Raw genomic sequence first — 24,593 nt, 5'->3', positions numbered from 1 at the left:
GTTTTATCTATTTGTTATTTTTCATTCATTTCAAGATCAATTCTTCCGCATCGCCAAAGGTATCATATCCGGTGGTAATAACCCAATCTCCCGGCTGTAAACCTTCTACTATTTCATATTGTTGCGGATTCTGTCGACCAATATTCAATGGCACGCGAACTGCTTTTGTCTTTGATGCATTTACTTTATAAATCCATTGTCCGCCTGTAAACTGATAGAAGTTGCCTCGCGGAATAATGAGCGCTTGCTCCGGCTGTCCCAATTCAATCTGTACCCGGAAGCTCTTGCCGACTCTTACATTATCGGGCATATCTCCGGTAAAAATAAGATCAATATCAAACATACGATCTTTCACTTCGGGAACCACTTTTGTTATTTTCAGCGGATATTTGTTTCCTTGATAGTTCACGGTAGCCGGTAGTCCGGTGGTGATCCGGTCGATATAATATTCGCTAAGTGAAGTATGGATTTTGTATTGATCGAGCACTTTTATTTCAGCAATGCTTTCACCGGAGGAAACCTGCTGCCCCGGAGTGACCTTTACGAAACTAAGCTGACCTTTCAGTGGAGCTGTGACCACCAAGCTATTCAGTCGTTCGCGAGTACGTTCGTACTTTTTCCGTTCCCGCTCCCGGTCGTTACGAATCAATTCCTTACGTATCATCGTGACAGCAGAATCATGTCGCAAGCTCTCTTGTTGCAGGGCTGCGTTTTTCTGTTTGTAACAATATTCATCTTCAGCTACCTGCAACTGCGCCTTACTCTTCACTCCCATCTGAAATTCTTCGCGGTCGAGAGCGATGCTTTTTTTCAGGCGTTCCAATTCGTAGCCATTTGTCAGGGCTTGCTGTTTCAAGTTCAGACTTTTTTGTTCCATTTCAATCTCCTGCTCCTGATAGGTAATCATTTGCTTTTCCCATTCGTCACGCTGGTCTTCAATATTGCGGAGCAAATCGGGATTGGAAAGAATAAGAATGGTGTCTCCCTGCTGAAGCAAACTTCCCTCTTCACCGACAATCCTTTCCACGCTTCCAGTTTCACGAGTATTGATCTTGATGGTCAGTATAGGCTGAATGAGCCCTTCCACATCTACATATTCCATGAAATCAGACTCTTTCACTTCTGCAATCTGTATATTTTCGGCATCTATCCGTAGTTTTCTGGGACCTAAAGACAAAGTAATCACATAAATCAAAAAGGCGGCAAATAAAAGCCCTCCTATCAGATAGTATCTGTAACGAATGTACCACGGTTTCTTTTCTAATTTTATATCCATGAGATTATCTGGTGTTTTACAAGTTTCTATTAATTAGGGTTCCATCACTATTCTTTACTGACTTTTCGTTGTTCTCTATTCAATCAGAAGATGGTAGTCTTCTGTCAGTATCGTATTTCGCTCAAAATCATATAGTGTCATGCTACGGAGTGTATAATATAAACTCCAATAATTATATAAAGCCGAAATATAGTTACGGCGGGCACTATCTTTCTCTGAAATGGAAGCATTCAAGTCAAGAATGGTAGATTTACCTAATAGATAGAGTTTGCGGGCCACTTCACTTCTTCGTTGGGCTGTCTCATCCGTGCGGGCAGCGATCCGGACACGTTGCGTTTGCAGATTGAATTGTTTGACGAGTTTACGAACGTTCAGTTCAAAGTCCGTCCGGCTCTGTTCGACTTGTGTGTAAACCAGATCACGATTGGAACGGGCTACTCGCACCTGTCCTTTTCCACGTCCCCAGTCTAGGATAGGAAGAGAAATGCCGATACTTACGTATTGCTGGTCCAACAAATTTCGATAAGCGTCGGGCAGTTTGTCAGCAGTCTGCGTCAATCCGAAACGGAGATAGATATCTGCTTTCAGGCCGGCATTGGCGCGGGCTTTCGCCACAGCACTCTCACTTTCCAGTTTCCGCCTTTCCATCGTCTGTATATCCGGACTGTTTTCGTAAGCCAGTGCCAGTGCTTCATTCAGGTTCACACTGAAATCCGGAATTTGAGGACTGACAAGGACACGTAATTCCCGATCTTCGTGAATACCAAGATAGGAACGGAGTTCCTGCATACAATTATCCATTTCAATAAGGGCATTCATGCGGTTTGTCTCTTCCGTCAAACGGTTAAGTTCCAGTTGCAGCATTTCATTTTCTGTGATGGTACCTATGTTATAGCGGCCTTGCGCATAACGGTAAAGTGTATCGGCATTGGCGTAATTAAAGGAAGCAATATCGTAATCGCTCTGGGCGGTGGCCAAGGCAAAGAATTTATTAATCGCATTGGCTGATACGAGTTCAAGCGTCTCTACGTAGCTTTTCTTTGCCTCCTGATAGCGCACGGGCTCTATCCGTCTATCCCATTTCAAACTATTGTAGCCAAAAAGAGACTGGCGATAACCGATCATTATGGGGGAAGTCTGCCATGAGTATTTATGTTCGCTGAACAGATCCATGCGTTGAGCGGAGGTTTCGAGAAAGAAAGAGCCACCGGTCCAGGATAAGTTCTGTGAAAGATTCAGGGTTAAATCTGTATTCAATAGATTTTGTTCGACAAACTTTACCGAACCGTCTCCCATCGTTATCTTGTTAATGGCACGGTTCAGATTCGGATCGGATGTCAGGCTTAAAGACGGCAGATAATTGGCACGATAATATTTATAGTTCCAATACGCAGAACGGAAACTGTGGCGTGCCGTCTGTGCATCGGGAGATTCCATACGGGCAATCTCTATGACTTGCTTCAATGACAGCTCTGTGGTTTGATCTTGAGCGGTCAATAGTTCTGTCAACAATAGTCCGAGAGATATGAAGATTAATTTCAGATTCATTCGTTGGTTATATTTGTTATTTATCATTCAAAAGATGTGCCATTCAGATAAACAGTTATCATTCAATAATATAGTAATATTCCTTTCATTCATTCAGTGTGCATATACGCACAAAATTAGTGCGCAATCGCACACACAACACATGAGATTTATCCATATCTTTGCTCCCGGAGTTTAAATGGATAGAAGATATGGAAGAAGTCAACAAATTAGGAAAGATACTCATAGTAGATGATAACGAGGACGTGCTCTTTGCCCTCAACCTCCTACTGGAACCGTATACGGAGAAAATAAAGGTGGCTACTACCCCCGATCGGATCGAGCATTTCATGACCACCTTTCATCCCGATCTTATCTTATTGGACATGAATTTCAGCCGGGATGCCATCAGCGGACAAGAGGGATTTGAAAGTCTGAAGCAGATATTGCAGCTTGACCCACAAGCTATTGTTATTTTTATGACTGCCTATGCGGATACGGACAAGGCCGTCCGGGCCATCAAAGCCGGTGCTACCGATTTTATTCCCAAGCCTTGGGAAAAGGATAAATTGCTGGCTACGCTTACTTCGGGTATGCGACTGCGTCAGTCACAGCAGGAAGTCAACATGCTGAAAGAGCAAGTAGAAATTCTTAGCGGGCAAAATGCTTCGGAAAATGATATTATTGGAGAGTCACCGGCCATGCAGGAAGTGTTTGCCACGATAAATAAACTAAGTAATACGGATGCCAATATACTGATTCTCGGAGAAAACGGTACGGGAAAGGATGTGATTGCCCGACTATTATATCGTTGTTCTCCACGATACGGCAAACCTTTTGTCACGATTGACCTGGGAAGTATACCCGAACAATTGTTTGAGAGTGAACTGTTCGGTTTCGAAAAAGGCGCTTTCACCGATGCCAAGAAATCAAAAGCGGGACGAATGGAAGTGGCGACCAACGGGACTTTGTTTTTGGATGAAATTGGCAATCTTTCACTTCCTATGCAGTCTAAATTACTGACTGCTATCGAAAAAAGGCAAATCAGTCGTTTGGGAAGTACGCAAACCATTCCCATCGACGTCCGTTTAATATGTGCCACCAATGCTGATATCCGTCAGATGGTGGAAGACGGGAATTTCCGTCAGGACTTATTATATCGTATCAACACGATTGAAATACATATACCTCCACTCCGTGAACGCGGCAATGACATCATCCTGCTTGCCGAACACTTTCTGAACCATTATGCCCGCAAATATAAAAAAGAAATGCACGGACTGACACGGGAAGCCAAAAACAAACTGCTGAAATATGCATGGCCTGGAAATGTGAGAGAACTTCAACATACGATAGAACGTGCTGTAATCTTGGGAGACGGCTCCATGCTAAAACCTGAAAACTTCCTTTTTCATGCGACACCTAAACAGAAAAAGGACGAAGAAATGGTACTGAATCTCGAACAACTGGAACGGCAGGCCATTGAGAAAGCGCTCCGGATCAGCGACGGAAACATCTCCCGTGCTGCCGAATATTTAGGGATTACCCGTTTTGCATTGTATCGCAAACTTGAAAAATTAGGCTTATGAAACGATTTGAGTTCAAAGTAGCATTGCACATCTTAATTATTTTTCTGCTTTCTATCGGCAGTTGTCTGCTGTATCAAAGACAGTTATGGTTCAGCACTACCGTCTGTATTCTCTTTTTGATAGGTGCCGGTATGCATCTCTACCGAATACAGTTCAAGCAAATCACCTTGTTACGACGATTGACGGATGGACTTCGCTACAACGATATGACGCAGAATCTTCATCCGCCTTTCAAAAATAAGATGATGGATGAGTGGGCACAGGAGCTTTCTAATGCATTGAAGGACTTTCGGGGAAAGTTATTGGCAGAGGAAGTCAAGCATCAGTATTACGAGAGTTTATTAAATAAAGTAGATACTGTCGTACTCGTAACCGATGCTTCCGGGCACATTGAATGGATGAATCAGGCTGCAGTGGCCCATCTGGGGCAAATATCACAACTACCGGACGTACTTCAGGAGGCTTCTATCAGCAATGATATGTCCATGATCCGCATCGAGCAGAATGGTATCGTTCTGGAAATGGCTATTTCCTGCACCACATTTGCTACACAGGGGAAGAAACAGCGGTTAATCAGTCTGAAGAATATTCATTCTGTACTGGAACGTAATGAAATGGAGGCCTGGCAAAAGCTGATTCGTGTATTAACACACGAAATCATGAACTCCATCACTCCTATTATTTCTCTTTCGGAAACGTTAAGTGAAAGGGGAATCCCCGAATCACTCGGAGAAAAGGAGTATTCTGCTATGTTGCAAGCTATGCAGACTATTCACAGAAGAAGTAAGGGATTACTAGGATTTGTGGAGAATTACCGGCGACTGACACGAATTCCGATACCTGTCCGTACTAAAGTATCTGTTGCAGAATTGTTTATGGACTTAAAGAAATTATTCCCGGAAGAGTATATTCATTTCGAAATGCCTGCATCTGATTTATTTTTATATGTAGACCGGGCACAGATAGAGCAAGTGCTTATCAACTTGTTAAAAAACGCCCGCGAAACATGCGAGCGAAAAATAGATAAAGAGATACAGATAAAGTTTTTCTCTAAAGACAACCCGACATTAACAATATCTGATAATGGCGAGGGAATTCTAACAGATGTTTTGGACAAGATTTTCGTTCCTTTCTTCACCACCAAAACATCCGGTTCGGGCATCGGATTGAGCCTGTGCAAACAGATCATGACTTTGCATGACGGAAGTATTAACGTAAAATCAGAAATAGGGAAAGGAAGCTGTTTTATTCTTACTTTCCCTAAATGAGAACCACCGAAAGCCTCCCGAATCCTTTAATACGATGATTAGTCTGGGTAGTAGAGGAATTACTTATCCTCTACTACCCAGACTATTTGTATCGGGATTTAATTCCTTAACAGCCTCTTTGACCGCTTTATTAGTTGGCTTGCGATATGCTTCCGCTTGTTGAACGGGGACAATCTCATTCACCATTCTTTCATATCCTTTTTGCTCTAACAAGTGCACTTCTTTTTCACCTGTTTCTTTTTGTTTTCTTGTTTTCATAAGGCTTTTCATTTTAAAATTCTTATTTATAAAACAGAAAACATCGAAAGATAGTTCATACTCACAGATGATTTATGTATAGAGTAACCACCCTCAATATACCATTATGAGCTTGTTCACTCCGGTACAGTTATGAACAATTTAATATTCTTTCTCTATAATAGGCACAATTCTTCCATCCCCTTCACTCTTCCTCTGTATCCCCGATTAACAGGGAGTTTGCAGGTGAAGAGCCGTTCTTTCACCTTCTTTTCATCGTGAACAAAATCAAATAGCCGCTTCCTGATTACATCATTGAGCAAGATTAGTTAAGCTATTTCGTTATTAGTTTCAACCCCATTTGAAACTAAAAGTTTCACGCCTTGAAACAAAGTGTTTCTCCTAATGAAACAAAGTGTTTCACACCGAGAAACGAAGTGTTTCAAGGATTGAAACTATTTTTGAAACCTAATCGCTTACAGGTGAAGAGGTGGTGAAGTTGTTGCCCTTCACCCGCAAACTCCCTATTCATCGAAGAGACAGAGAAAAGGTGAAAGAGGAGATGAAAAGATGAATTACGATGTCCGATGATACTTCTAATCTCTGACAAGAAAAAAAAGTGAGCCCGCAAAGTGATGAGATTCAAGGTATTGAGAAATAATAGGTAAAAAACATTCGTTTAGCTATTGTTAATTAAAAAATACTCCCTATCTTTGCACCGCTTTTGAAAAGAACAACCCTTCAAAAAAGTAGCGGGGTGTAGCGCAGTCCGGTTAGCGCACCTGCTTTGGGAGCAGGGGGTCGTGGGTTCGAATCCCGCTACCCCGACTACAAAAAAGAGGGTTATTAAGTTCAAAGTTTTTCGGGGTGTAGCGCAGTCCGGTTAGCGCACCTGCTTTGGGAGCAGGGGGTCGTGGGTTCGAATCCCGCTACCCCGACGAAGAAAATCAAGTCAAGATTCACAAAATAAAGCCAGTACAATTAGTATTGGCTTTTTTATTATATATAGGATAAGTGTAATTATCCCCGTTTGGGGGCAAATAAAAAGGGCAATTCTTTGAACTATCTTTGAACAGGTTTCTAGCATTATCCTCATTTTCTTATTTAATTTAGAGTAAAAATCTATTTTGTTAACTTTACTACCCTTTTATTTTGGCGTTATCAATGTTTTGCGTTAACTTTATAGCGGAAATACAAACATTGTTTATAGAGAAAACGATAACAAACAAAATACTTAAACACATGAAGAAAACTCTGCTGATGCTCGTTGTTATTTTCATTTCACTATATTCGCATTCACAAAGTCCCTTTCTGAATTTTAGAATTCCAGAAGAATCAAATAAGCGTATCATTGGATATTCTTCAAGTAATAAAATAAATGTTTTTTTGAATATAAAATATCAATCTTGTAATACTCTAATACAGTATTACAAACAGGATTCTAATAAATTGATTGTGTAACAAAAATAACGATATGATGAAAAAGTTTTTTTATTTGAGTGCGATACTAGCCATAGTTTTGGTTTCATGTAATTCAGAAAAGGAGTATATAGCAAAACTCTCTAATACCGCTTCTATGATTGAGAAAGAAGCTGATTTAAGTGAAGCAATAGCTCTTCATTATTGTGATACTTGGAGAAAAGTAATTTACGATCATGAATACAATGGAGAATATTGCACTGATTTCAATGAAGCCTTAGCGAAGCATCAAGAGTTTATTATCACAACAGATACCTATAAGAGACTAAAACAAAAGAAAGATTCAATCGAGGCTATAATGCCACAACTAAATGATTATCCTTCAAGTTGTAAAGATGCTTATAATGAGTTAGTATCAATATATGCAGATGCAGATGAATTATTCAGATTCGCAGATGAGCCTAGGGGTTCTTTATCTACATACTCAACAAAAACGACAGACCTTTATCAAAAGATAGAAAAGTCACTGAAAGAATTTAAAATAAAGCATATACAAAACAAATAATTTAAAAGAGTAGTATAGTTATTGTAGCAGCTTATTGAATTTAAGACTATCAAAAGACAAAATAATAATTTCACTTCAAGAGCAACTTCAGAAAATACTGCTAGCAAATAGTGTTCAAAAGCTAGAAATTACTCTTTTGAATTATGAGTTAGAAAGGAATAGAACGAAGATCTCAAAATAGCGTTTTTGAACTAGCTTTGAAATAGTGACGGTATATGACAGCGATACCGTCACTATCGCAAGCATATACCGTCACTATCTTTACCGGATAGCGTCACCCTTTTACATGTTCAAATAATAATCCCGGGTTAGCGTCATATATTCCTCGCTATATTGATGACGAGCCAGTTCTGTCAATAGTTCTTCTACAATGCACTCTTGATTGGAAAAAGAAAAAGTAATCAAAACACGTTTCGGAATACCGCCGGGTTTAGTGATTACATTCAGTTGACGGACTGCATATAATTTCTTTATAGAAGCTATCTTTTTTACCCGTTCAGCTACATCTGCCGGAATCACCACTGTAAAAAATCCGTTTTCTGTCAATAATCCGCTTACTCCTTCCAACAAATCTTCATAGGTCAAAGAATCATTGTGACGCGCCGCGGCTCTCTGACGATCCGGACATTCCAGCGAATCGACAAAATAAGGAGGATTAGAAACAATTACGTCGAATTTATCCGAAGACCTGTATTTCCTAAAATCAGCCTGCACCACCTCTACCCGCTCCTTCCAGGGCGAACGAATAATATTTTCCCTGGCTTGCCCGACAGCCGCTTCATCTATTTCCAACGCTACAATATTTGCATCCGGCAAACTGCGTTGCACCAACATTAAAGCTACCAACCCTGTTCCCGTCCCAATATCCAAAATCCGGTGCGCACTTTCAACGGAAGTCCAAGCTCCCAGAAGCACCCCATCCGTACCGACTTTCATGGCACATTTATCATGCCATACCGTAAATTGCTTAAATTGAAAATAAGGATTCGACATTTTATCCGTTTATCTTAAAGCCGTTTTATACTATTATTTTATTGCAAATCGCCAAAAATAAATAATAATTATGGAATACTCCCTTTACAAGCCGATATTTTGGCATTGTTTTTGTGTTTTTATTCTGCGCAGTGCTTTATTATTAGAGAGAATCAATTAACTTTGCAAACGATTTATGCATATCAATATGACATAAACTAAATTAAAACGAAAAAATGAAAGAAAGATATTTATTGGAAGATGGAGGCGATAACAACTTCTCGCTAATCACAGACTATGATGGGAACGATGAACAAGCATTTGATGTAAATGTGAAATCTGGTGAAATTCTTCCGGTACTCCCCTTACGTAATATGGTATTGTTTCCTGGAGTATTCCTGCCGATCACGGTAGGCCGTAAGTCTTCTCTGAAACTCGTACGAGATGCTGACAAGAAACATAAAGATATTGCAGTAGTATGCCAGAGATCGGCACATACAGAAGATCCGAAACTGGAAGATTTACACAATATCGGTACCGTAGGACGAATTGTGCGGATATTGGAAATGCCGGATCAGACAACAACAGTCATTCTTCAGGGAATGAAACGTTTAAGTCTGACTAGCATCATCGAAACTCATCCGTACCTGAAAGGTGAAATAGAACTTTTGGAGGAAGATGTCCCCGGCAAAGATGATAAAGAGTTTCAAGCCCTGGTGGAAACTTGCAAGGACTTGACAATGAGATACATCAAATCATCAGATGTGATGCATCAGGATTCGTCGTTTGCTATTAAAAATATCAACAACTCAATGTTCCTGGTCAATTTCATCTGCTCAAACCTGCCGTTCAAGAAAGATGAGAAGATGGACTTGTTGAGCATCAACTCATTGCGTGAACGCACTTATCACTTACTGGAAATTCTGAACCGCGAAGTGCAACTGGCAGAAATCAAGGCATCCATCCAAATGCGTGCCCGCGAAGATATCGACCAGCAGCAACGCGAATACTTCCTGCAACAGCAGATCAAAACCATCCAGGATGAACTGGGTGGCGGCGGTCAGGAGCAGGAAATAGAGGAAATGCGCCAGAAGGCAGAAAGAATGCGCTGGAATTTAGAAGTCAGAGACACGTTCATGAAAGAACTTGCCAAACTGGAACGCACTCATCCGCAATCTCCGGATTACAGCGTACAGCTCAACTATCTGCAAACGATGCTCAATCTCCCATGGGGTACTTATACAACTGACAATCTGAACCTTAAAAACGCAGAAAAGACGTTGAACAAAGACCATTACGGACTGGAGAAAGTAAAAGAGCGTATTTTGGAACACTTAGCCGTATTAAAGCTGAAAGGTGATATGAAATCACCGATTATCTGCTTGTATGGCCCTCCGGGAGTGGGTAAAACATCTCTTGGAAAATCCATCGCATCTGCGCTCAAACGGAAATATGTACGTATGTCTTTAGGTGGTGTGCATGACGAAGCAGAGATTCGCGGTCACCGTAAGACTTATATCGGTGCTATGCCCGGACGAATTATCAAGAGCTTAATAAAAGCCGGTGCGTCCAATCCTGTCTTCATCCTGGATGAAATAGACAAAGTCAGCGCCGACCGTCAGGGAGACCCTTCTTCTGCATTGCTGGAAGTGCTCGACCCGGAACAGAACACATCTTTCCATGATAACTTCCTGGATGTAGACTATGATCTCTCCAAGGTATTGTTTATTGCAACAGCCAATAACCTGAATACAATCCCCGGTCCATTGCTCGACCGTATGGAATTGATTGAAGTAAGCGGATACATCACAGAAGAAAAAGTAGAGATTGCCCGCAAGCATCTGCTGCCCAAAGAGCTGGAAGCCAACGGACTCAAAAAGACAGATATTAAACTTCCCAAAGATACACTGGAAGCCATAATCGAGTCATATACCCGTGAAAGCGGTGTTCGTGAGCTGGAAAAGAAGATCGGTAAGATTCTTCGCAAATCGGCCCGCCAATATGCTACGGACGGTTATTTTGCCAAGGCGGAAATCAAACCGACAGATTTGTATGATTTCCTTGGAGCACCGGAATATACACGCGACAAGTATCAGGGAAATGATTACGCAGGTGTAGTCACCGGATTGGCATGGACAGCTGTCGGGGGCGAAATCTTATTTGTAGAAACCAGTTTGAGCCGTGGCAAGGGCGGACGTCTCACACTGACAGGTAACCTGGGAGATGTGATGAAAGAATCTGCCATGCTGGCACTTGAATATATCAAGGCGCACGCTTCTGTTCTTAGTCTGGATGAAGAGATTTTTGACAACTGGAATATCCATATCCACGTTCCTGAAGGGGCTATTCCGAAAGATGGTCCGTCAGCAGGTATCACGATGGCCACTTCACTGGCTTCTGCCCTGACTCAAAGAAAAGTGAAAGCCAACATTGCCATGACGGGAGAAATCACTCTTCGCGGCAAAGTGCTTCCTGTGGGTGGCATCAAGGAGAAGATATTGGCAGCCAAACGTGCCGGAATCAAGGAAATCATCATGAGTGCCGAGAACAAAAAGAACATAGATGAAATTCAATATATTTATTTGAAAGGACTGACTTTCCACTATGTAAACGATATAAAAGAGGTATTCGCTATTGCATTGACTAACGAGAAAGTAGCGGATCCTATTGATTTATCTGTTAAGAAACCCAGCCAGGAATGACATTTGAGTTACAATATACAGACACTAAAAGTAATGCCCGTGCCGGTCTGATAACAACAGACCACGGGCAGATACAAACACCTATCTTCATGCCGGTGGGCACACTGGGCACTGTGAAGGGAGTACATCTGACCGAATTGAAAGAAGATATCCAGGCACAGATTATTCTGGGTAATACCTATCACCTCTATTTGCGTCCGGGACTGGATGTGATCGAGAAAGCAGGCGGGCTGCACCGTTTCAACGGTTTCGACCGCCCCATGCTGACTGACAGCGGTGGTTTTCAGGTATTTTCATTAGCCGGAATCAGAAAACTGCGTGAAGAAGGAGCCGAATTTCGTTCGCATATCGACGGAAGCAAGCACATCTTCACTCCGGAGAAGGTGATGGACATAGAACGTACGATCGGTGCGGATATTATGATGGCTTTTGACGAATGTCCTCCGGGTGACTCGGATTACGAGTATGCCAAAAAGTCATTGGGATTAACCCACAGATGGCTCGACCGTTGTATACAACGTTTTAACGAGACAGAACCTAAATACGGTTATAATCAGTCTCTCTTCCCCATCGTGCAGGGATGTGTTTATCCCGACCTGCGCAAGCAATCTGCAGAGTTTGTTGCGTCCAAAGGTGCTGACGGGAATGCCATCGGTGGTTTGGCGGTAGGCGAACCGGTAGACAAGATGTATGAAATGATCGAAATTGTCAATGAAATACTTCCTAAAGACAAACCCCGTTACCTGATGGGTGTCGGAACTCCTGTCAACATTCTTGAAGGAATAGAACGCGGTGTGGATATGTTCGACTGCGTTATGCCTACAAGAAACGGACGAAATGGCATGTTGTTCACCAAAGATGGCATTATCAATATGCGGAACAAGAAATGGGAAACGGACTTCTCTCCCATCGAAGCCGACGGAGCCTCTTGCGTGGATACATTATACAGCAAGGCTTATTTGCGCCATCTTTTCCATGCGCAAGAGCTACTGGCTATGCAAATTGCCTCCATACATAATCTGGCATTCTATCTGTGGCTGGCAGGGGAAGCAAGAAAACACATTATCGCCGGAGATTTCTCGACCTGGAAACCAATGATGGTCAAAAGAGTATCAACTAGATTATAAGAAATGAAAAGCAATCGATTTATAAAACGGCTGGACTGGTATATCATCAAGAAGTTCTTGGGGACATACGTATTTGCTATTGCACTAATCATTTCTATTGCAGTGGTATTCGACTTCAACGAAAAGATGGACAAACTAATGGAGCATGAAGCTCCATGGGATAAAATTATCTTTGAATACTACATGAACTTTATCCCCTATTTCTCCAATCTGTTCAGTCCGTTGTTCGTATTCATTGCTGTTATTTTCTTTACCTCCAAACTGGCAGAAAACTCCGAAATTATTGCGATGTTCTCCACCGGTATGAGCTTTAAGAGGATGATGCGCCCTTACATGATTTCTGCCGCTATCATCGCCCTCGTCACTTTCACACTAAGTTCGTATGTGATTCCGAAAGGAAGTGTTACGCGTCTGAATTTTGAAGACCGGTATATCAAACCAAAGAAACAAAACTCGGTAAGCAATGTGCAGCTGGAAGTGGATAGCGGAGTGATTGCATATATCGACAACTATAACAACGCAATGAAAACCGGTAACCGCTTTTCATTGGACAAATTTGTGGATAAAAAGCTGGTTTCACATTTGACTGCACGACGGATTACCTACGATACCACCACCGTTCATAAATGGACGATCCACGATTATATGGTACGCGAACTGGATGGTTTAAAGGAAAAGATCACTAAGGGAGACCGGATAGACTCTATCATCAACATGGAACCTTCCGACTTTCTTATCATGAAAAACCAGCAGGAAATGCTGACCAGTCCCGAATTAAGCGATTATATCGTCAAACAGAAACGAAGAGGATTTGCCAACATCAAGGAGTTTGAGATTGAATATCACAAACGAATCGCTATGTCGTTCGCCTCTTTCATCCTTACCATCATCGGTGTATCGCTTTCGTCCCGAAAAACGAAAGGCGGTATGGGGCTTCATCTGGGTATCGGATTAGGATTAAGTTTCTCTTATATCCTGTTCCAGACGATTACTTCCACCTTTGCCGTGAACGGAAATGTGCCACCTGCCGTTGCAGTCTGGATTCCTAATATCCTTTATGCGGGTATCGCATTCTTCTTGTACCAGAAGGCACCTAAATAAAAGGTAGGCAAGCCTTCTGCAGTCTTCACGGATTCTATCCATAGATTGCCCCAAGGTTTTGGATGCACCGGATAAACGAAGAGTATAAAAGTAGAAGTTCCGCCTACACTTGCATTAGCAAGAGTAGGCGGAACTTTTTTGTTGTATCCATTTCCTCTTTTGTCTATTCTCCATTGTTTTCACCTGACGGTGATTTGGAAAATCCCTCTTTCTCCTTACATTCTTAAAATCGTTAACCGACTTCTTTTACATAAGCAGAAAGATCTGCAGCAGAGATGTTTTTGGCTATAATTACACCATTTCCATCCAATAAATAGTTAGTAAATCCCCGGTTTAAACGGTACTTCTTAAATAAACCGGAATCCTCGCCTTCTGTTTCCACGAAACAAGTGGGCGTAACTATTTGATCCTTACGAACGGTTTCCTTAAATATTGACTGATATTCGTCAAATGAAATAGAAACCATTTCCACATTATGAGAAGAACGAAGCGCATTGCTCAAACTTACATTTTGCATCCGGGACTGCGCGTCATAACTTGCCCAAAAACTTAGCAACACATATTTACCTTTCAAATTTCCCAATTTAAAGGCGGGTTGCCCGTTTGACGTAGATTCGATTTTAAAATCAGGGGCTACGTCACCCTCACTCAAACCTCCGGTAGGTTTGTCTTTCTCAACGAAAGCGGTCAAGGAACAAATCAGTAATACAACAAAAATCCATTTTACATGCTTCATGTAATTCGGTTTTAGTTAATACTATCCGGGACTGTCCTTAAACAGTGGTTTCTTCCCGAAACATTGTCTTTTCAGGCATCAGGCGAAGAGGAATCCGCTGATTATCAGAGCCTTTATTTTTGAAACCGGGTGCAAAGGTAAGTAAATATTAAATTAACTTCCAAGCAAATAAGCAAAAATATCACTTTTTGGGTATAACTTTTTATGTTATTTAGCATAAAAACGAACTTTTTTCTCTACTTTTGCAGAGTTAAAGTCTATTTTTTTATGCAACCATCAAATACTGAATTGATTCTGATTCGAGTTACCGGTGAAGATCGCCCGGGACTGACTGCTTCCGTGACCGAAATCCTTGCCAAATATGATGCCACGATTCTTGATATCGGCCAGGCAGATATTCATAATACATTATCGCTGGGTATCCTGTTCAAGAGTGAAGAAAGACATTCCGGATTCATTATGAAGGAACTGTTGTTCAAGGCTTCTTCTCTGGGAGTAACCATCCGGTTTGAACCTATCACCACCGAGCAATATGAAAACTGGGTAGGTATGCAAGGGAAAAACCGTTATATCCTGACGGTTCTGGGACGCAAGCTTTCCGCCCGACAGATTTCTGCCGCTACAAGCATATTAGCCGAGCAGGGCATGAATATTGATGCTATCAAACGTCTGACAGGTCGTATCCCGTTGGATGAATGTCAGGCAGATACACGTACCAGGGCTTGCATCGAATTTTCAGTGAGAGGTACTCCGAAAGATCGCATTGCGATGCAGGAGAAGCTGATGAAGTTGGCCAGCGAACTGGAAATGGATTTTTCTTTCCAACAGGATAATATGTACCGTCGTATGCGCCGTCTGATCTGTTTTGATATGGACTCTACATTAATCGAAACAGAGGTGATTGACGAACTGGCTATCCGTGCCGGTGTAGGCGACGAAGTAAAGGCCATCACAGAAAGCGCCATGCGTGGAGAAATAGACTTTACAGAGAGCTTTACCCGCCGTGTAGCACTATTGAAAGGGCTGGACGAATCGGTCATGCAGGAAATAGCCGAGAGCCTGCCTATCACGGAGGGCGTAGAACGGCTGATGTATGTATTGAAGAAGTACGGTTACAAAATCGCCATCCTTTCGGGAGGATTCACTTATTTCGGCCAATACCTGCAAAAGAAATACGGTATAGATTACGTCTATGCCAACGAACTGGAAATCATCGACGGCAAACTGACCGGACGTTACCTGGGAGATGTAGTAGACGGAAAACGGAAAGCCGAACTGCTCCGCCTCATTGCACAAGTGGAAAAGGTGGATATTGCACAGACCATCGCCGTAGGAGACGGAGCTAACGACCTCCCTATGCTAGGGGTTGCCGGACTGGGAATTGCTTTCCACGCAAAGCCTAAAGTGGTGGCAAATGCCAAGCAATCGATCAACACCATCGGGCTGGATGGAGTGCTCTATTTCCTCGGATTCAAAGATTCTTACTTGAATATGTAATTAGACCAAAAAATAGATTATCTTTGCTGACAAATTAAATAAAAGAATGAAGTTTTCCGAACTACAATTAAATGCAAATGTGCTTGAGGCGCTTGATGCCATGCGATTTGACGAATGTACGCCTATACAGGAGCAGGCAATTCCAATCATACTTGAGGGTAAAGATTTGATCGCAGTAGCACAGACAGGAACAGGTAAAACGGCCGCGTTTCTACTGCCTGTATTGAATAAATTATCTGAAGGTAAACATCCGGAAGATGCGATTAATTGTGTCATCATGTCTCCTACCCGGGAATTGGCCCAACAGATCGACCAGCAAATGGAAGGGTTTTCCTATTTCATGCCGGTATCGAGTGTTGCCGTATACGGTGGAAATGATGGAATATTGTTCGAACAACAGAAAAAAGGACTCACTTTAGGAGCTGATGTTGTTATTGCTACTCCCGGACGTCTGATCGCCCATTTAAGCCTTGGATATGTAGATCTTTCCAAGGTTTCTTATTTTATTCTGGATGAAGCGGACCGGATGCTCGACATGGGATTCTATGAAGATATCATGCAAATTGCGAAATATCTGCCGAAGGAACGACAGACAATCATGTTTTCTGCAACAATGCCTGCAAAGATTCAGCAATTGGCAAACACAATCTTAAATAATCCGTCAGAGATAAAGCTCGCAGTTTCCAAACCTGCAGAAAAGATTATTCAGGCGGCATACGTTTGCTACGAAAATCAAAAGCTGGGAATCATACGCAGTCTTTTTATGGATGAAGTTCCGGAACGTGTGATTGTCTTTGCATCTTCTAAAATCAAGGTCAAGGAAGTAGCCAAGGCTTTGAAATCCATGAAACTGAACGTAGGGGAAATGCATTCGGATCTGGAACAGGCTCAACGGGAAACTGTTATGCATGAGTTTAAAGCCGGACGAATCAATATATTGGTAGCTACGGACATCGTTGCACGTGGTATAGATATCGATGATATCCGCCTGGTTATCAACTTCGACGTGCCTCACGACAGCGAAGACTATGTACACCGTATCGGACGTACAGCACGTGCCAACAATGATGGTGTAGCACTTACGTTCATCAGCGAGAAAGAACAAAGTAACTTCAAAAGTATTGAGAACTTCCTGGAAAAAGAGATTTATAAAATTCCTATTCCCGAAGAATTGGGAGAAGCTCCGGAATACAAGCCACGTTCTTTTAGCAAGGGCAAGGGTGGCAACTACAAAAGAAAAGATTTCCGGGGAAAAAGGAATAATAATAACGGAGGAAAGAGAAATAACCGTCCGTCTCCCCCCAGACAAAATTAAAGCAAGGCTTTTTTAATCCGGCACTATACGATCTGAATGTATGGTGCTTTTTTATTTGGATGAAGTGATAGTCAAATCTCCTTTAAAACTTACTTCCATATTTACAATGCTATATATGGAAGTTTCCGGAATGGCCAGGACAGCTTGATAATGAAAACCGTTCCGGTCTACTTTCATAAACTTTGTATCTGACAGGATGGATTGCTCCAGAAAATCGACAGGAAGTACTTTGTCAAACATCTGTTTGGTAACATCGCTGGCAAACAGGCTCTTTTTACCTTCATACACACAAATGTGCATCACATTATCATAGTATACATTATCCATGCTAATCCCGTCTTCGGAATAAGTCGTCTTGATGACTCTCATTTTAGAAGGATTAATATATACGTATGCGCGATAACGAGTGCCATTATAGCTCACTACACTATCGCGTTTGGTTACTTCCGTATATGCCGGAATTACTAATTCCTGACGGACAAAATAGATTGAATCATTGGCATCTTCGGATTTATGCAACTTAATCACATCATCCGTTATGGAATGAAACCAGAATATATGTTCTGCCTGCTTATCAATCTTGTAATAAGTAGTATCATTTCCATAAGTATAAAGAGTATCCCGTATTATTTTAAATGCAATGGGAGTACTTTGTACATCTGCATAGTAGATAGTATCTCCTTCTACACGCATCAACGGGCTCTCCGTTTCATCGTCCAGCCAAATTCCCTGCAGTAGCCCTTTTGCACTAAGATCCTCTTTCTCTTGTTGAAGAGAATGGGGACTCTTATTGCCGCTACATGCCGCGAAAAAGATTGCCATTAACGATACAGCCACATTTTTCATCATCTATTTTAGTTTTTATATAAAGATACTCTTATTTTTTTATTTACCAATACAGTGATAAATAAATCCGAGTTCTTCCATCTCTTTTTTATCATATATATTACGTCCGTCCAACACAATCTGCCGGGACATCGTTTTCTTGATAACGGCCCATGAAGGCAGACGGAATTCTTTCCATTCGGTAACCAGCATCAACACATCAGCATCCAGTACGGCATCATACATATCGCAAGCATAATAGATAGTATCACCAATCCTGCGCTTACATTCTTGCACGGCAGCCGGATCGTATGCGCGTACTTTACAACCTGCTTTCAGCAATTTATCGATCAGGACTAATGCCGGAGCCTCACGCATATCATCCGTTTCCGGTTTAAATGCCAATCCCCACAAAGCAACAGTCTTACCCTGCAAATCACCATTAAACTGTTTCATTAACTTTTCGAACAAGACACTTTTTTGGTTCTCATTCACTTCTTCCACAGCCGTAAGTACCCGCATGGTATAACCATTCTGTTCTGCTGTTTTAATCAATGCCTTCACATCTTTGGGGAAGCAGGAACCACCATATCCGATACCCGGGTACAGAAACTTACGTCCGATACGAGTATCCGAACCGATCCCACTACGCACCATATTCACATCCGCACCAACAATCTCGCACAAGTTTGCAATATCATTCATAAAGCTTATACGGGTTGCCAGCATCGAATTTGCCGCATATTTAGTCATTTCCGCAGACGGAATATCCATGAAAATCACACGGAAATTATTCAATAAGAATGGTTTATATAGTTTGGACATCAATTTCTCCGCACGTGCCGACTCCACTCCCACTACCACGCGGTCCGGGCTCATAAAGTCACTGATAGCATTTCCTTCTTTAAGGAATTCCGGATTAGAAGCCACATCAAAATCAACCGTCACGCCTCTCTTATCCAGTTCTTCCTGAATAACCGCACGAACCTTACTGGCAGTGCCTACCGGAACGGTACTTTTGGTAACTACCAATTTATACTGTTTCATATTGCGACCAATGGTACGGGCCACCTCCAATACGTATTTCAAATCAGCGCTGCCATCTTCATCCGGAGGAGTTCCAACCGCACTGAATATAACTTCCACTTCATCCAGACAACTTTCCAATGAGGTAGTAAACTTCAATCGCTTTGCTTTCATATTACGGAGCACCATCTCTTCCAATCCATTCTCATAAATCGGCATATTCCCCTTTTGCAAAGATTCGATTTTCTCCTTATTCGTGTCTACGCACGTTACATTCACGCCAATTTCGGCAAAGCATGTACCTGATACCAGCCCCACATACCCTGTTCCCACGATTGCAATTTTCATACTTAATCTATTGTTTGTTTAGAAATTCATTCAAAATAAGCGGCATCTTTAAAGGCAGTTCCCTCTCTGTCTTTCGCCGATAATACCATTTGCGAATCTGCCAACGGCCAGTCGATCCCCAACGTTTCATCATTATACAAAATAGAAGCTTCTGCCTGCGGAGCATACTTGTTATCTACCTTATACGTAAAAACGGCTTCTTCGCTCAAGACTGCAAAGCCATGAGCAAAACCACGGGGAATGAAAAATTGTCTCTTGTTTTCCTCACTAAGCAACACGCAGACGTGCTTTCCAAACGTAGGCGATGATTTACGCAAATCAACGGCAACGTCCAGCACTTTTCCTTTAAGAACACGAACCAGTTTCGCCTGACTGTATTCTCCTTTCTGATAGTGCAATCCACGCAATACACCAAAAGATGATTTCGACTCGTTGTCCTGTATAAAATCTACGGGACCAATATTGGCATCAAACTCTTCTTTCTTATAGGCTTCCATAAAATAGCCCCGTTCATCGGAGAAAACTTTAGGCTCTATCAGCCATACTCCGTCTATTTCCGTCTGTATATAGTTCATTATTGATAGTGATAAATAAAACGATGCAAAAGTAGTGAATTTTTCGAAGTTTTCTGGGATATATTCAATTTATCTCTTAATTTTGCAGACATGATTGAATTGGCACAACATATAGAGACTTTACTACTGGAAAACGACTGCGTCATTGTTCCGGGATTTGGTGGTTTTGTAGCGCATTATTCGCCCGCAACCCGCGTAAAGGAAGAAAATATATTTTTACCTCCTACCCGTACAATCGGTTTTAATCCTCAATTAAAACTGAATGACGGCGTACTGGTGCAATCTTATATGTCAGCATACGACACAAGTTTTGCTGACGCCAGCCGTATAGTAGAAAAAGAAGTAAACGAATTTATCGGTCTCCTTCATGAGGAAGGGAAAGCCCATCTGGATAATATAGGCGAGATTCATTATAACATTTATGGCAACTACGAGTTCGTTCCTTATGATTATAAGATAACAACTCCTTCATTATATGGTCTCGACTCTTTTGAAATACATGAACTTTCGGCTCTGCAGCAGAAAGAAAAAGTATTGGTACCGACTTATCAGGAAAAGGAAAAGAAGACTTTTGAAATTAGTATCAACCGCGCGTATCTCCGCAATGCTGCAGCAATGATTGCTGCCATCGTACTGTTCTTTGCCTTTTCAACTCCGGTAGAGAATACTGACGTTCAAAAGAACAATTATGCACAGTTATTGCCCAGCGAGCTTTTTGAGCAAATAGAAAAGCAATCGGTTGCAGTAACTCCTGTTTATGTTAAGAACGATGCTGCGCAACAAGCAAAGAAGCTTTCTGCTTCTTCTGCTTCAACCAAAACTTCATCTGCTAAAAAGCATACAACGGATAAAGCCAAGACTTCCAAACCGATCGCAGTAAGAGAAGTGAAAGTGGTAAAACAGGAAACAGCGACTCCTGCTCCTGCGGTGAAATCTCAAGAAAGTGCAAATCATCCTTTTCATATCATTGTGGCAGGAGGAATCAGCCTGAAAGATGCAGAAGTTATTGCGAACCAATTAAAATCAAAAGGATTTGCAGATGCAAAAGCTCTGAACACTGATGGTAAAGTACGTGTCAGTATCAGTTCATTTAACAACCGTGATGAAGCAACCAAGCAATTACTTGAGCTAAGAAAAAACGAAACTTATAAGAATGCCTGGTTACTGGCTAAATAAAAATCCCTTTTAAAAAGCATGAAACGAGTTCTTTGTCCTAAATGTGAGAATTATCTTTATTTTGATGAAACCAAGTATAGTGAAGGCCAATCACTGGTATTTGAATGCGAACATTGTGGCAAGCAATTCAGTATCCGGTTAGGAAAAAGTAAAGTTAAGGCTCTTAGAAAGGAAGAAAACCTGGAAGAAGAAGCTGAATCTCATAAAGAAGAGTTCGGATATATCACTGTAATCGAAAATGTATTTGGTTTTAAACAGTTACTTCCCTTGCAGGAAGGTGACAATGTCATAGGCCGCCGTTGCGTAGGAACAAACATTAATACTCCCATTGAAAGCGGTGATATGAGCATGGATCGACGCCATTGCATCATTAATATAAAGCGTAATAAGCAAGGAAAGCTAGTCTACACATTACGAGATGCTCCTAGTCTCACAGGTACTTTCCTTATGAATGAAATTCTGGGAGATAAAGACCGTGTACGCATTGAAGATGGCGCTATTGTAACAATTGGAGCTACTACATTTATTTTGCATACGGCTGAACAAGAATAATAAATAATCTGATAATAAAAAATAGCGCCACTGTTCTCTGAACAAGTGGCGCTATTTTTTTATTTAGTCTTCTAATTACAGAATACCTTTAACGGTCTCAAGCATTCCTTTTTCCTGGATAGAATCCAAATCAGCTTTTACGGCTTCTGTCAATCCCGGAATCTTATTCAAATCTTCTCCCCAGATAAAATCTGCAGCCAGAACACCTTCGGCAACTTTCTTTGTGCAACCTGTTGCCCAAAGTTCTTTCAGCAGGTTCATGATTTCAGGAGCATCATTCGGAACAATTTCAGCACCATCAGCACGTACACCACCTTTATAATAAGTAATGATAGCAGCTAATCCAAGCACCAGTCCTTTAGGAAGTTCACCTTTACGTTCCAGATAAGTCTTCAATCCCGGCAAATCACGAGTTTCGTATTTAGGGAAAGAATTCAGCATGATACTGGTTACTGCATGATCCACGAACGGATTGTTGAAGCGTTCCAATACATCATTTGCAAATTTCTCCAACTCATCCTTCGGCAAGTTCAAAGTTTCCATCAGTTCGTCAAACATTACCTTGTGGATATATTTACCAATCACTTCGTGCTGGCAAGCATCACGCACAATATTCACTCCCGAGAGATAAGCAACCGGAGAAAGAACTGTATGCGGGCCATTCAACAAAGTAACCTTACGTTCGTGATAAGGAGCTTCTGACGGTACAAACAATACATTCAAGCCTGCCTTGTCAGCCGGGAACTCTTTTGCAACTTCCTGCGGAGCTTCAATAACCCACAAATGGAAAACTTCAGCCTGAACAACCAGATTATCATCATATTGCAGTTTTTCTTTGATAGCAGCAATATCCTTGCGCGGGAATCCCGGAACAATACGGTCTACCAATGTTGCATATACACCACAAGCTTCTTCAAACCAAGTTTTAAACTCATTCCCCAGGTTCCACAATTCAATATATTGATAAATTGTTTCTTTCAACTTATGACCATTCAGGAAAATAAGCTCACAAGGGAAAATAATCAAACCTTTTGTCTTATCACCATTGAATGTTTTAAAACGATGATAGAGTAATTGAGTCAGCTTACCCGGATAAGATGAAGCAGGAGCATCCTCAAGTTTACAAGCCGGATCAAAAGCAATACCAGCCTCTGTAGTGTTTGAAATAACAAAACGCATTTCAGGTTGCTCTGCCAACTTCATAAACTCGTCATTTTGAGTATATGGGTTTAAAGCGCGGCTGATTACATCAATCATTGTCAAGCTGTTAACAGCCTCTCCTTTATCCAATCCTTGAAGGTTTACATGATAAAGATCATCCTGTGCATTCAGCATATCGACCATACCTTTATCAATCGGTTGAACCACTACTACACTGCTGTTGAAATCAGCTTTCTGGTTCATGTTATAAATAATCCAATCTACAAATGCACGCAAAAAGTTACCTTCGCCAAATTGGATAATACGCTCCGGACGTTGTGTTTTAGGAGCAGTTTCTTTGTTTAATGCTTTCATGTTAGTTGTAATTTATAAAGTTGATATTATACAAATTCAAAATAAAAATCAATGTTTTCCTTTATCAGGATATCAATAGGCATGTATTTTACAGGTTCAACAGACTTCTTAAACACGACATGGTCGCACAACGCCTTCACCCCACAATATCCTTGCAAACCCGGACGTTGCCCGATTAAATAATGCACATCACCGGATTTTAATAAATCTACGTTTGCTTTCAGAAGGTCATATCCTATCAGTCCTTTCATGCTACGTCCCGCATGACGAAGATACTCTCCCAACTGATACACTCTGGAATTAAATACAACTCCCAGTAAAGCCTTCGGATGCGCCTGAAAAAACTCATCCAATGTCTGTTGGTTACTTTCCTGATCGGATTTATTAAGTACTACCTCATGGATTACCAAGTTATTATATTCTTCGGCAATGTAACTCATAAAACCATCCAAACGGCGTTGCATCTGTATTTCAGCCGGATTATCTTTATTGTTACTTAAAAACAAAACCAACTCCTGGCCTTCTCCTGCCGAATAATTGCGCATCAATATTTTCGCTGCGATATATCCGCTCTTATATGAATCCTGCCCGATATACGTCAACGCTTTCGCTTCTTCCATATTGAAATCGACAAAAGCATAAGCAATCTTATTTTCCTGTAAATAGGCTGTCAGCGCCAGTGTCTCTTCCCGAAAATTCGGAGAAATCAATACCGCATCCACATTCTTTTCTTTTATAGAAAGGCAGGCTTCCTGATAACTCTTCTCATCCCCATGGTGATAGCACAAATAATCTATACTCACATTAAAAGGACGTAATTCTTGCCGGGCACGCTCAATCCCCCCTACTACCGAATGCCAATAATCATGCTCTATATAATAAGGTATCAAACAGAGGAAAGAATATTTCTTTTTAGCGGCCAAACCGATAGCAAACACATTGGGCTGATAATGAATCTCATCCAACACCTTTTGTACTTTGGCTTTGCTTTTGGGAGACACGTCACCGCGATTGTGCAACACCCTGTCAACCGTTCCGGCGGAAACACCGGCCATACGGGCAATGTCTTTAATGGTATAGTTCTGGTCCTCCATAGTGCTAAAACTTAAATATTATAAATAATCGCTGCAAATATACGAATTATTTTGTTACTCCAAGTAAATTTTCTATTTTTGTGTTCGATAACGGTTAATAAAACTAAAACAAGATTTACGCCTATTAGCTTTAAAATCAATACTATATAGG

Annotated in this window: 20 protein-coding genes and 2 tRNA genes; 12 read left to right on the top strand and 10 right to left on the bottom strand. The window is 41.4% G+C overall.

Features of this window, described 5'->3' with window-relative positions:
• Window positions 1–25: 25 nt before the first annotated feature.
• Both DXA54_RS01320 and DXA54_RS01315 read right to left on the bottom strand, forming a co-directional pair.
• Window positions 26–1,276, bottom strand: a complete 1,251-nt coding sequence (locus DXA54_RS01320) for an efflux RND transporter periplasmic adaptor subunit (RefSeq protein ID WP_008647578.1) — start codon at window positions 1,274–1,276, stop codon at window positions 26–28.
• 75 nt (window positions 1,277–1,351) lie between these two features.
• Window positions 1,352–2,824, bottom strand: a complete 1,473-nt coding sequence (locus tag DXA54_RS01315) for a TolC family protein (RefSeq protein WP_004318226.1) — start codon at window positions 2,822–2,824, stop codon at window positions 1,352–1,354.
• A 191-nt stretch (window positions 2,825–3,015) separates the two neighbouring features.
• Here DXA54_RS01315 and DXA54_RS01310 point away from each other — a divergent pair, with 191 nt between their 5' ends.
• Together DXA54_RS01310 and DXA54_RS01305 are read left to right on the top strand one after the other, a co-directional pair.
• Window positions 3,016–4,392: a sigma-54-dependent transcriptional regulator gene (locus tag DXA54_RS01310; RefSeq protein WP_004318225.1), complete on the top strand. Its 1,377-nt coding sequence runs from the start codon at window positions 3,016–3,018 to the stop codon at window positions 4,390–4,392.
• Complete coding sequence (locus tag DXA54_RS01305) at window positions 4,389–5,660, top strand: sensor histidine kinase (RefSeq protein ID WP_004295918.1); 1,272 nt, start codon at window positions 4,389–4,391, stop codon at window positions 5,658–5,660. The genes DXA54_RS01310 and DXA54_RS01305 overlap by 4 nt, the downstream gene beginning before the upstream one ends.
• 63 nt (window positions 5,661–5,723) lie before the next feature.
• On the opposite strand, the gene DXA54_RS01300 is transcribed toward DXA54_RS01305, so the two are convergent.
• Complete coding sequence (locus tag DXA54_RS01300) at window positions 5,724–5,918, bottom strand: hypothetical protein (RefSeq protein ID WP_004303066.1); 195 nt, start codon at window positions 5,916–5,918, stop codon at window positions 5,724–5,726.
• Window positions 5,919–6,650: 732 nt separating this feature from the next.
• Here DXA54_RS01300 and DXA54_RS01290 point away from each other — a divergent pair.
• From DXA54_RS01290 to DXA54_RS01275, 3 genes are all read left to right on the top strand, one after another.
• Window positions 6,651–6,725 (top strand) — tRNA-Pro (locus DXA54_RS01290).
• Window positions 6,726–6,760: 35 nt separating this feature from the next.
• Window positions 6,761–6,835, top strand: a tRNA-Pro gene (locus tag DXA54_RS01285).
• A 536-nt stretch (window positions 6,836–7,371) separates the two neighbouring features.
• Window positions 7,372–7,881: a hypothetical protein gene (locus DXA54_RS01275; protein WP_004311658.1), complete on the top strand. Its 510-nt coding sequence runs from the start codon at window positions 7,372–7,374 to the stop codon at window positions 7,879–7,881.
• Between the two features lie 282 nt (window positions 7,882–8,163).
• On the opposite strand, the gene DXA54_RS01270 is transcribed toward DXA54_RS01275, so the two are convergent.
• Window positions 8,164–8,874, bottom strand: a complete 711-nt coding sequence (locus DXA54_RS01270; RefSeq protein WP_004311659.1) for a tRNA1(Val) (adenine(37)-N6)-methyltransferase — start codon at window positions 8,872–8,874, stop codon at window positions 8,164–8,166.
• A 215-nt stretch (window positions 8,875–9,089) separates the two neighbouring features.
• Between DXA54_RS01270 and lon the strand changes: the two genes are divergently transcribed.
• Genes lon through DXA54_RS01255 form a run of 3 tightly spaced genes read left to right on the top strand, consistent with a single transcriptional unit; the run spans window position 9,090 to window position 13,783 of the window.
• Complete coding sequence (gene lon / locus DXA54_RS01265) at window positions 9,090–11,555, top strand: endopeptidase La (RefSeq protein WP_004311661.1); 2,466 nt, start codon at window positions 9,090–9,092, stop codon at window positions 11,553–11,555.
• Window positions 11,552–12,682 (top strand): tRNA guanosine(34) transglycosylase Tgt, encoded by a 1,131-nt coding sequence (tgt, locus tag DXA54_RS01260; protein ID WP_004295910.1) that lies wholly within the window; start codon window positions 11,552–11,554, stop codon window positions 12,680–12,682. The genes lon and tgt overlap by 4 nt, the downstream gene beginning before the upstream one ends.
• Window positions 12,683–12,685: 3 nt before the next feature.
• Window positions 12,686–13,783 carry an LptF/LptG family permease gene (locus tag DXA54_RS01255; RefSeq protein ID WP_004311664.1) on the top strand — a complete coding sequence of 366 codons (1,098 nt, stop codon included), beginning with the start codon at window positions 12,686–12,688 and terminating at the stop codon, window positions 13,781–13,783.
• Between the two features lie 232 nt (window positions 13,784–14,015).
• On the opposite strand, the gene DXA54_RS01250 is transcribed toward DXA54_RS01255, so the two are convergent.
• Window positions 14,016–14,519 carry a thioredoxin-like domain-containing protein gene (locus DXA54_RS01250; RefSeq protein WP_004295908.1) on the bottom strand — a complete coding sequence of 168 codons (504 nt, stop codon included), beginning with the start codon at window positions 14,517–14,519 and terminating at the stop codon, window positions 14,016–14,018.
• Window positions 14,520–14,786: 267 nt separating this feature from the next.
• Here DXA54_RS01250 and serB point away from each other — a divergent pair, with 267 nt between their 5' ends.
• A complete protein-coding gene (gene serB / locus DXA54_RS01240) occupies window positions 14,787–16,016 on the top strand; it encodes a phosphoserine phosphatase SerB (RefSeq protein ID WP_004311666.1) in 1,230 nt (409 codons plus the stop codon).
• A 46-nt stretch (window positions 16,017–16,062) separates the two neighbouring features.
• Window positions 16,063–17,331 carry a DEAD/DEAH box helicase gene (locus DXA54_RS01235; protein WP_004295906.1) on the top strand — a complete coding sequence of 423 codons (1,269 nt, stop codon included), beginning with the start codon at window positions 16,063–16,065 and terminating at the stop codon, window positions 17,329–17,331.
• Between the two features lie 51 nt (window positions 17,332–17,382).
• Here the strand turns inward: DXA54_RS01235 and DXA54_RS01230 are convergent, their stop codons facing one another.
• Genes DXA54_RS01230 through rfbC form a run of 3 tightly spaced genes read right to left on the bottom strand, consistent with a single transcriptional unit; the run spans window position 17,383 to window position 20,105 of the window.
• Window positions 17,383–18,180, bottom strand: a complete 798-nt coding sequence (locus DXA54_RS01230) for a DUF4738 domain-containing protein (protein WP_008647664.1) — start codon at window positions 18,178–18,180, stop codon at window positions 17,383–17,385.
• Between the two features lie 36 nt (window positions 18,181–18,216).
• Complete coding sequence (locus tag DXA54_RS01225) at window positions 18,217–19,530, bottom strand: UDP-glucose dehydrogenase family protein (protein ID WP_008647671.1); 1,314 nt, start codon at window positions 19,528–19,530, stop codon at window positions 18,217–18,219.
• Between the two features lie 26 nt (window positions 19,531–19,556).
• On the bottom strand, window positions 19,557–20,105 hold the full coding sequence (gene rfbC / locus DXA54_RS01220) for a dTDP-4-dehydrorhamnose 3,5-epimerase (protein WP_004315343.1): 549 nt from the start codon (window positions 20,103–20,105) through the stop codon (window positions 19,557–19,559).
• Between the two features lie 90 nt (window positions 20,106–20,195).
• Between rfbC and DXA54_RS01215 the strand changes: the two genes are divergently transcribed.
• Window positions 20,196–21,281 carry an SPOR domain-containing protein gene (locus DXA54_RS01215; protein ID WP_008647674.1) on the top strand — a complete coding sequence of 362 codons (1,086 nt, stop codon included), beginning with the start codon at window positions 20,196–20,198 and terminating at the stop codon, window positions 21,279–21,281.
• A gap of 18 nt (window positions 21,282–21,299) precedes the next feature.
• Window positions 21,300–21,833, top strand: a complete 534-nt coding sequence (locus DXA54_RS01210; protein WP_004295901.1) for an FHA domain-containing protein — start codon at window positions 21,300–21,302, stop codon at window positions 21,831–21,833.
• 75 nt (window positions 21,834–21,908) lie between these two features.
• Here DXA54_RS01210 and DXA54_RS01205 read toward each other — a convergent pair whose 3' ends face one another.
• Both DXA54_RS01205 and DXA54_RS01200 read right to left on the bottom strand, forming a co-directional pair.
• Complete coding sequence (locus DXA54_RS01205) at window positions 21,909–23,348, bottom strand: tagaturonate reductase (protein ID WP_004295900.1); 1,440 nt, start codon at window positions 23,346–23,348, stop codon at window positions 21,909–21,911.
• Between the two features lie 26 nt (window positions 23,349–23,374).
• Window positions 23,375–24,442, bottom strand: a complete 1,068-nt coding sequence (locus DXA54_RS01200; RefSeq protein WP_004303151.1) for a substrate-binding domain-containing protein — start codon at window positions 24,440–24,442, stop codon at window positions 23,375–23,377.
• Window positions 24,443–24,593 lie beyond the last annotated feature (151 nt).

It is taken from the genome of Bacteroides sp. OF03-11BH (genome assembly GCF_003604005.1).
Taxonomy (GTDB): Bacteria; Bacteroidota; Bacteroidia; order Bacteroidales; family Bacteroidaceae; genus Bacteroides; species Bacteroides ovatus.
This window is presented reverse-complemented; position numbering and strand designations above follow the sequence as displayed.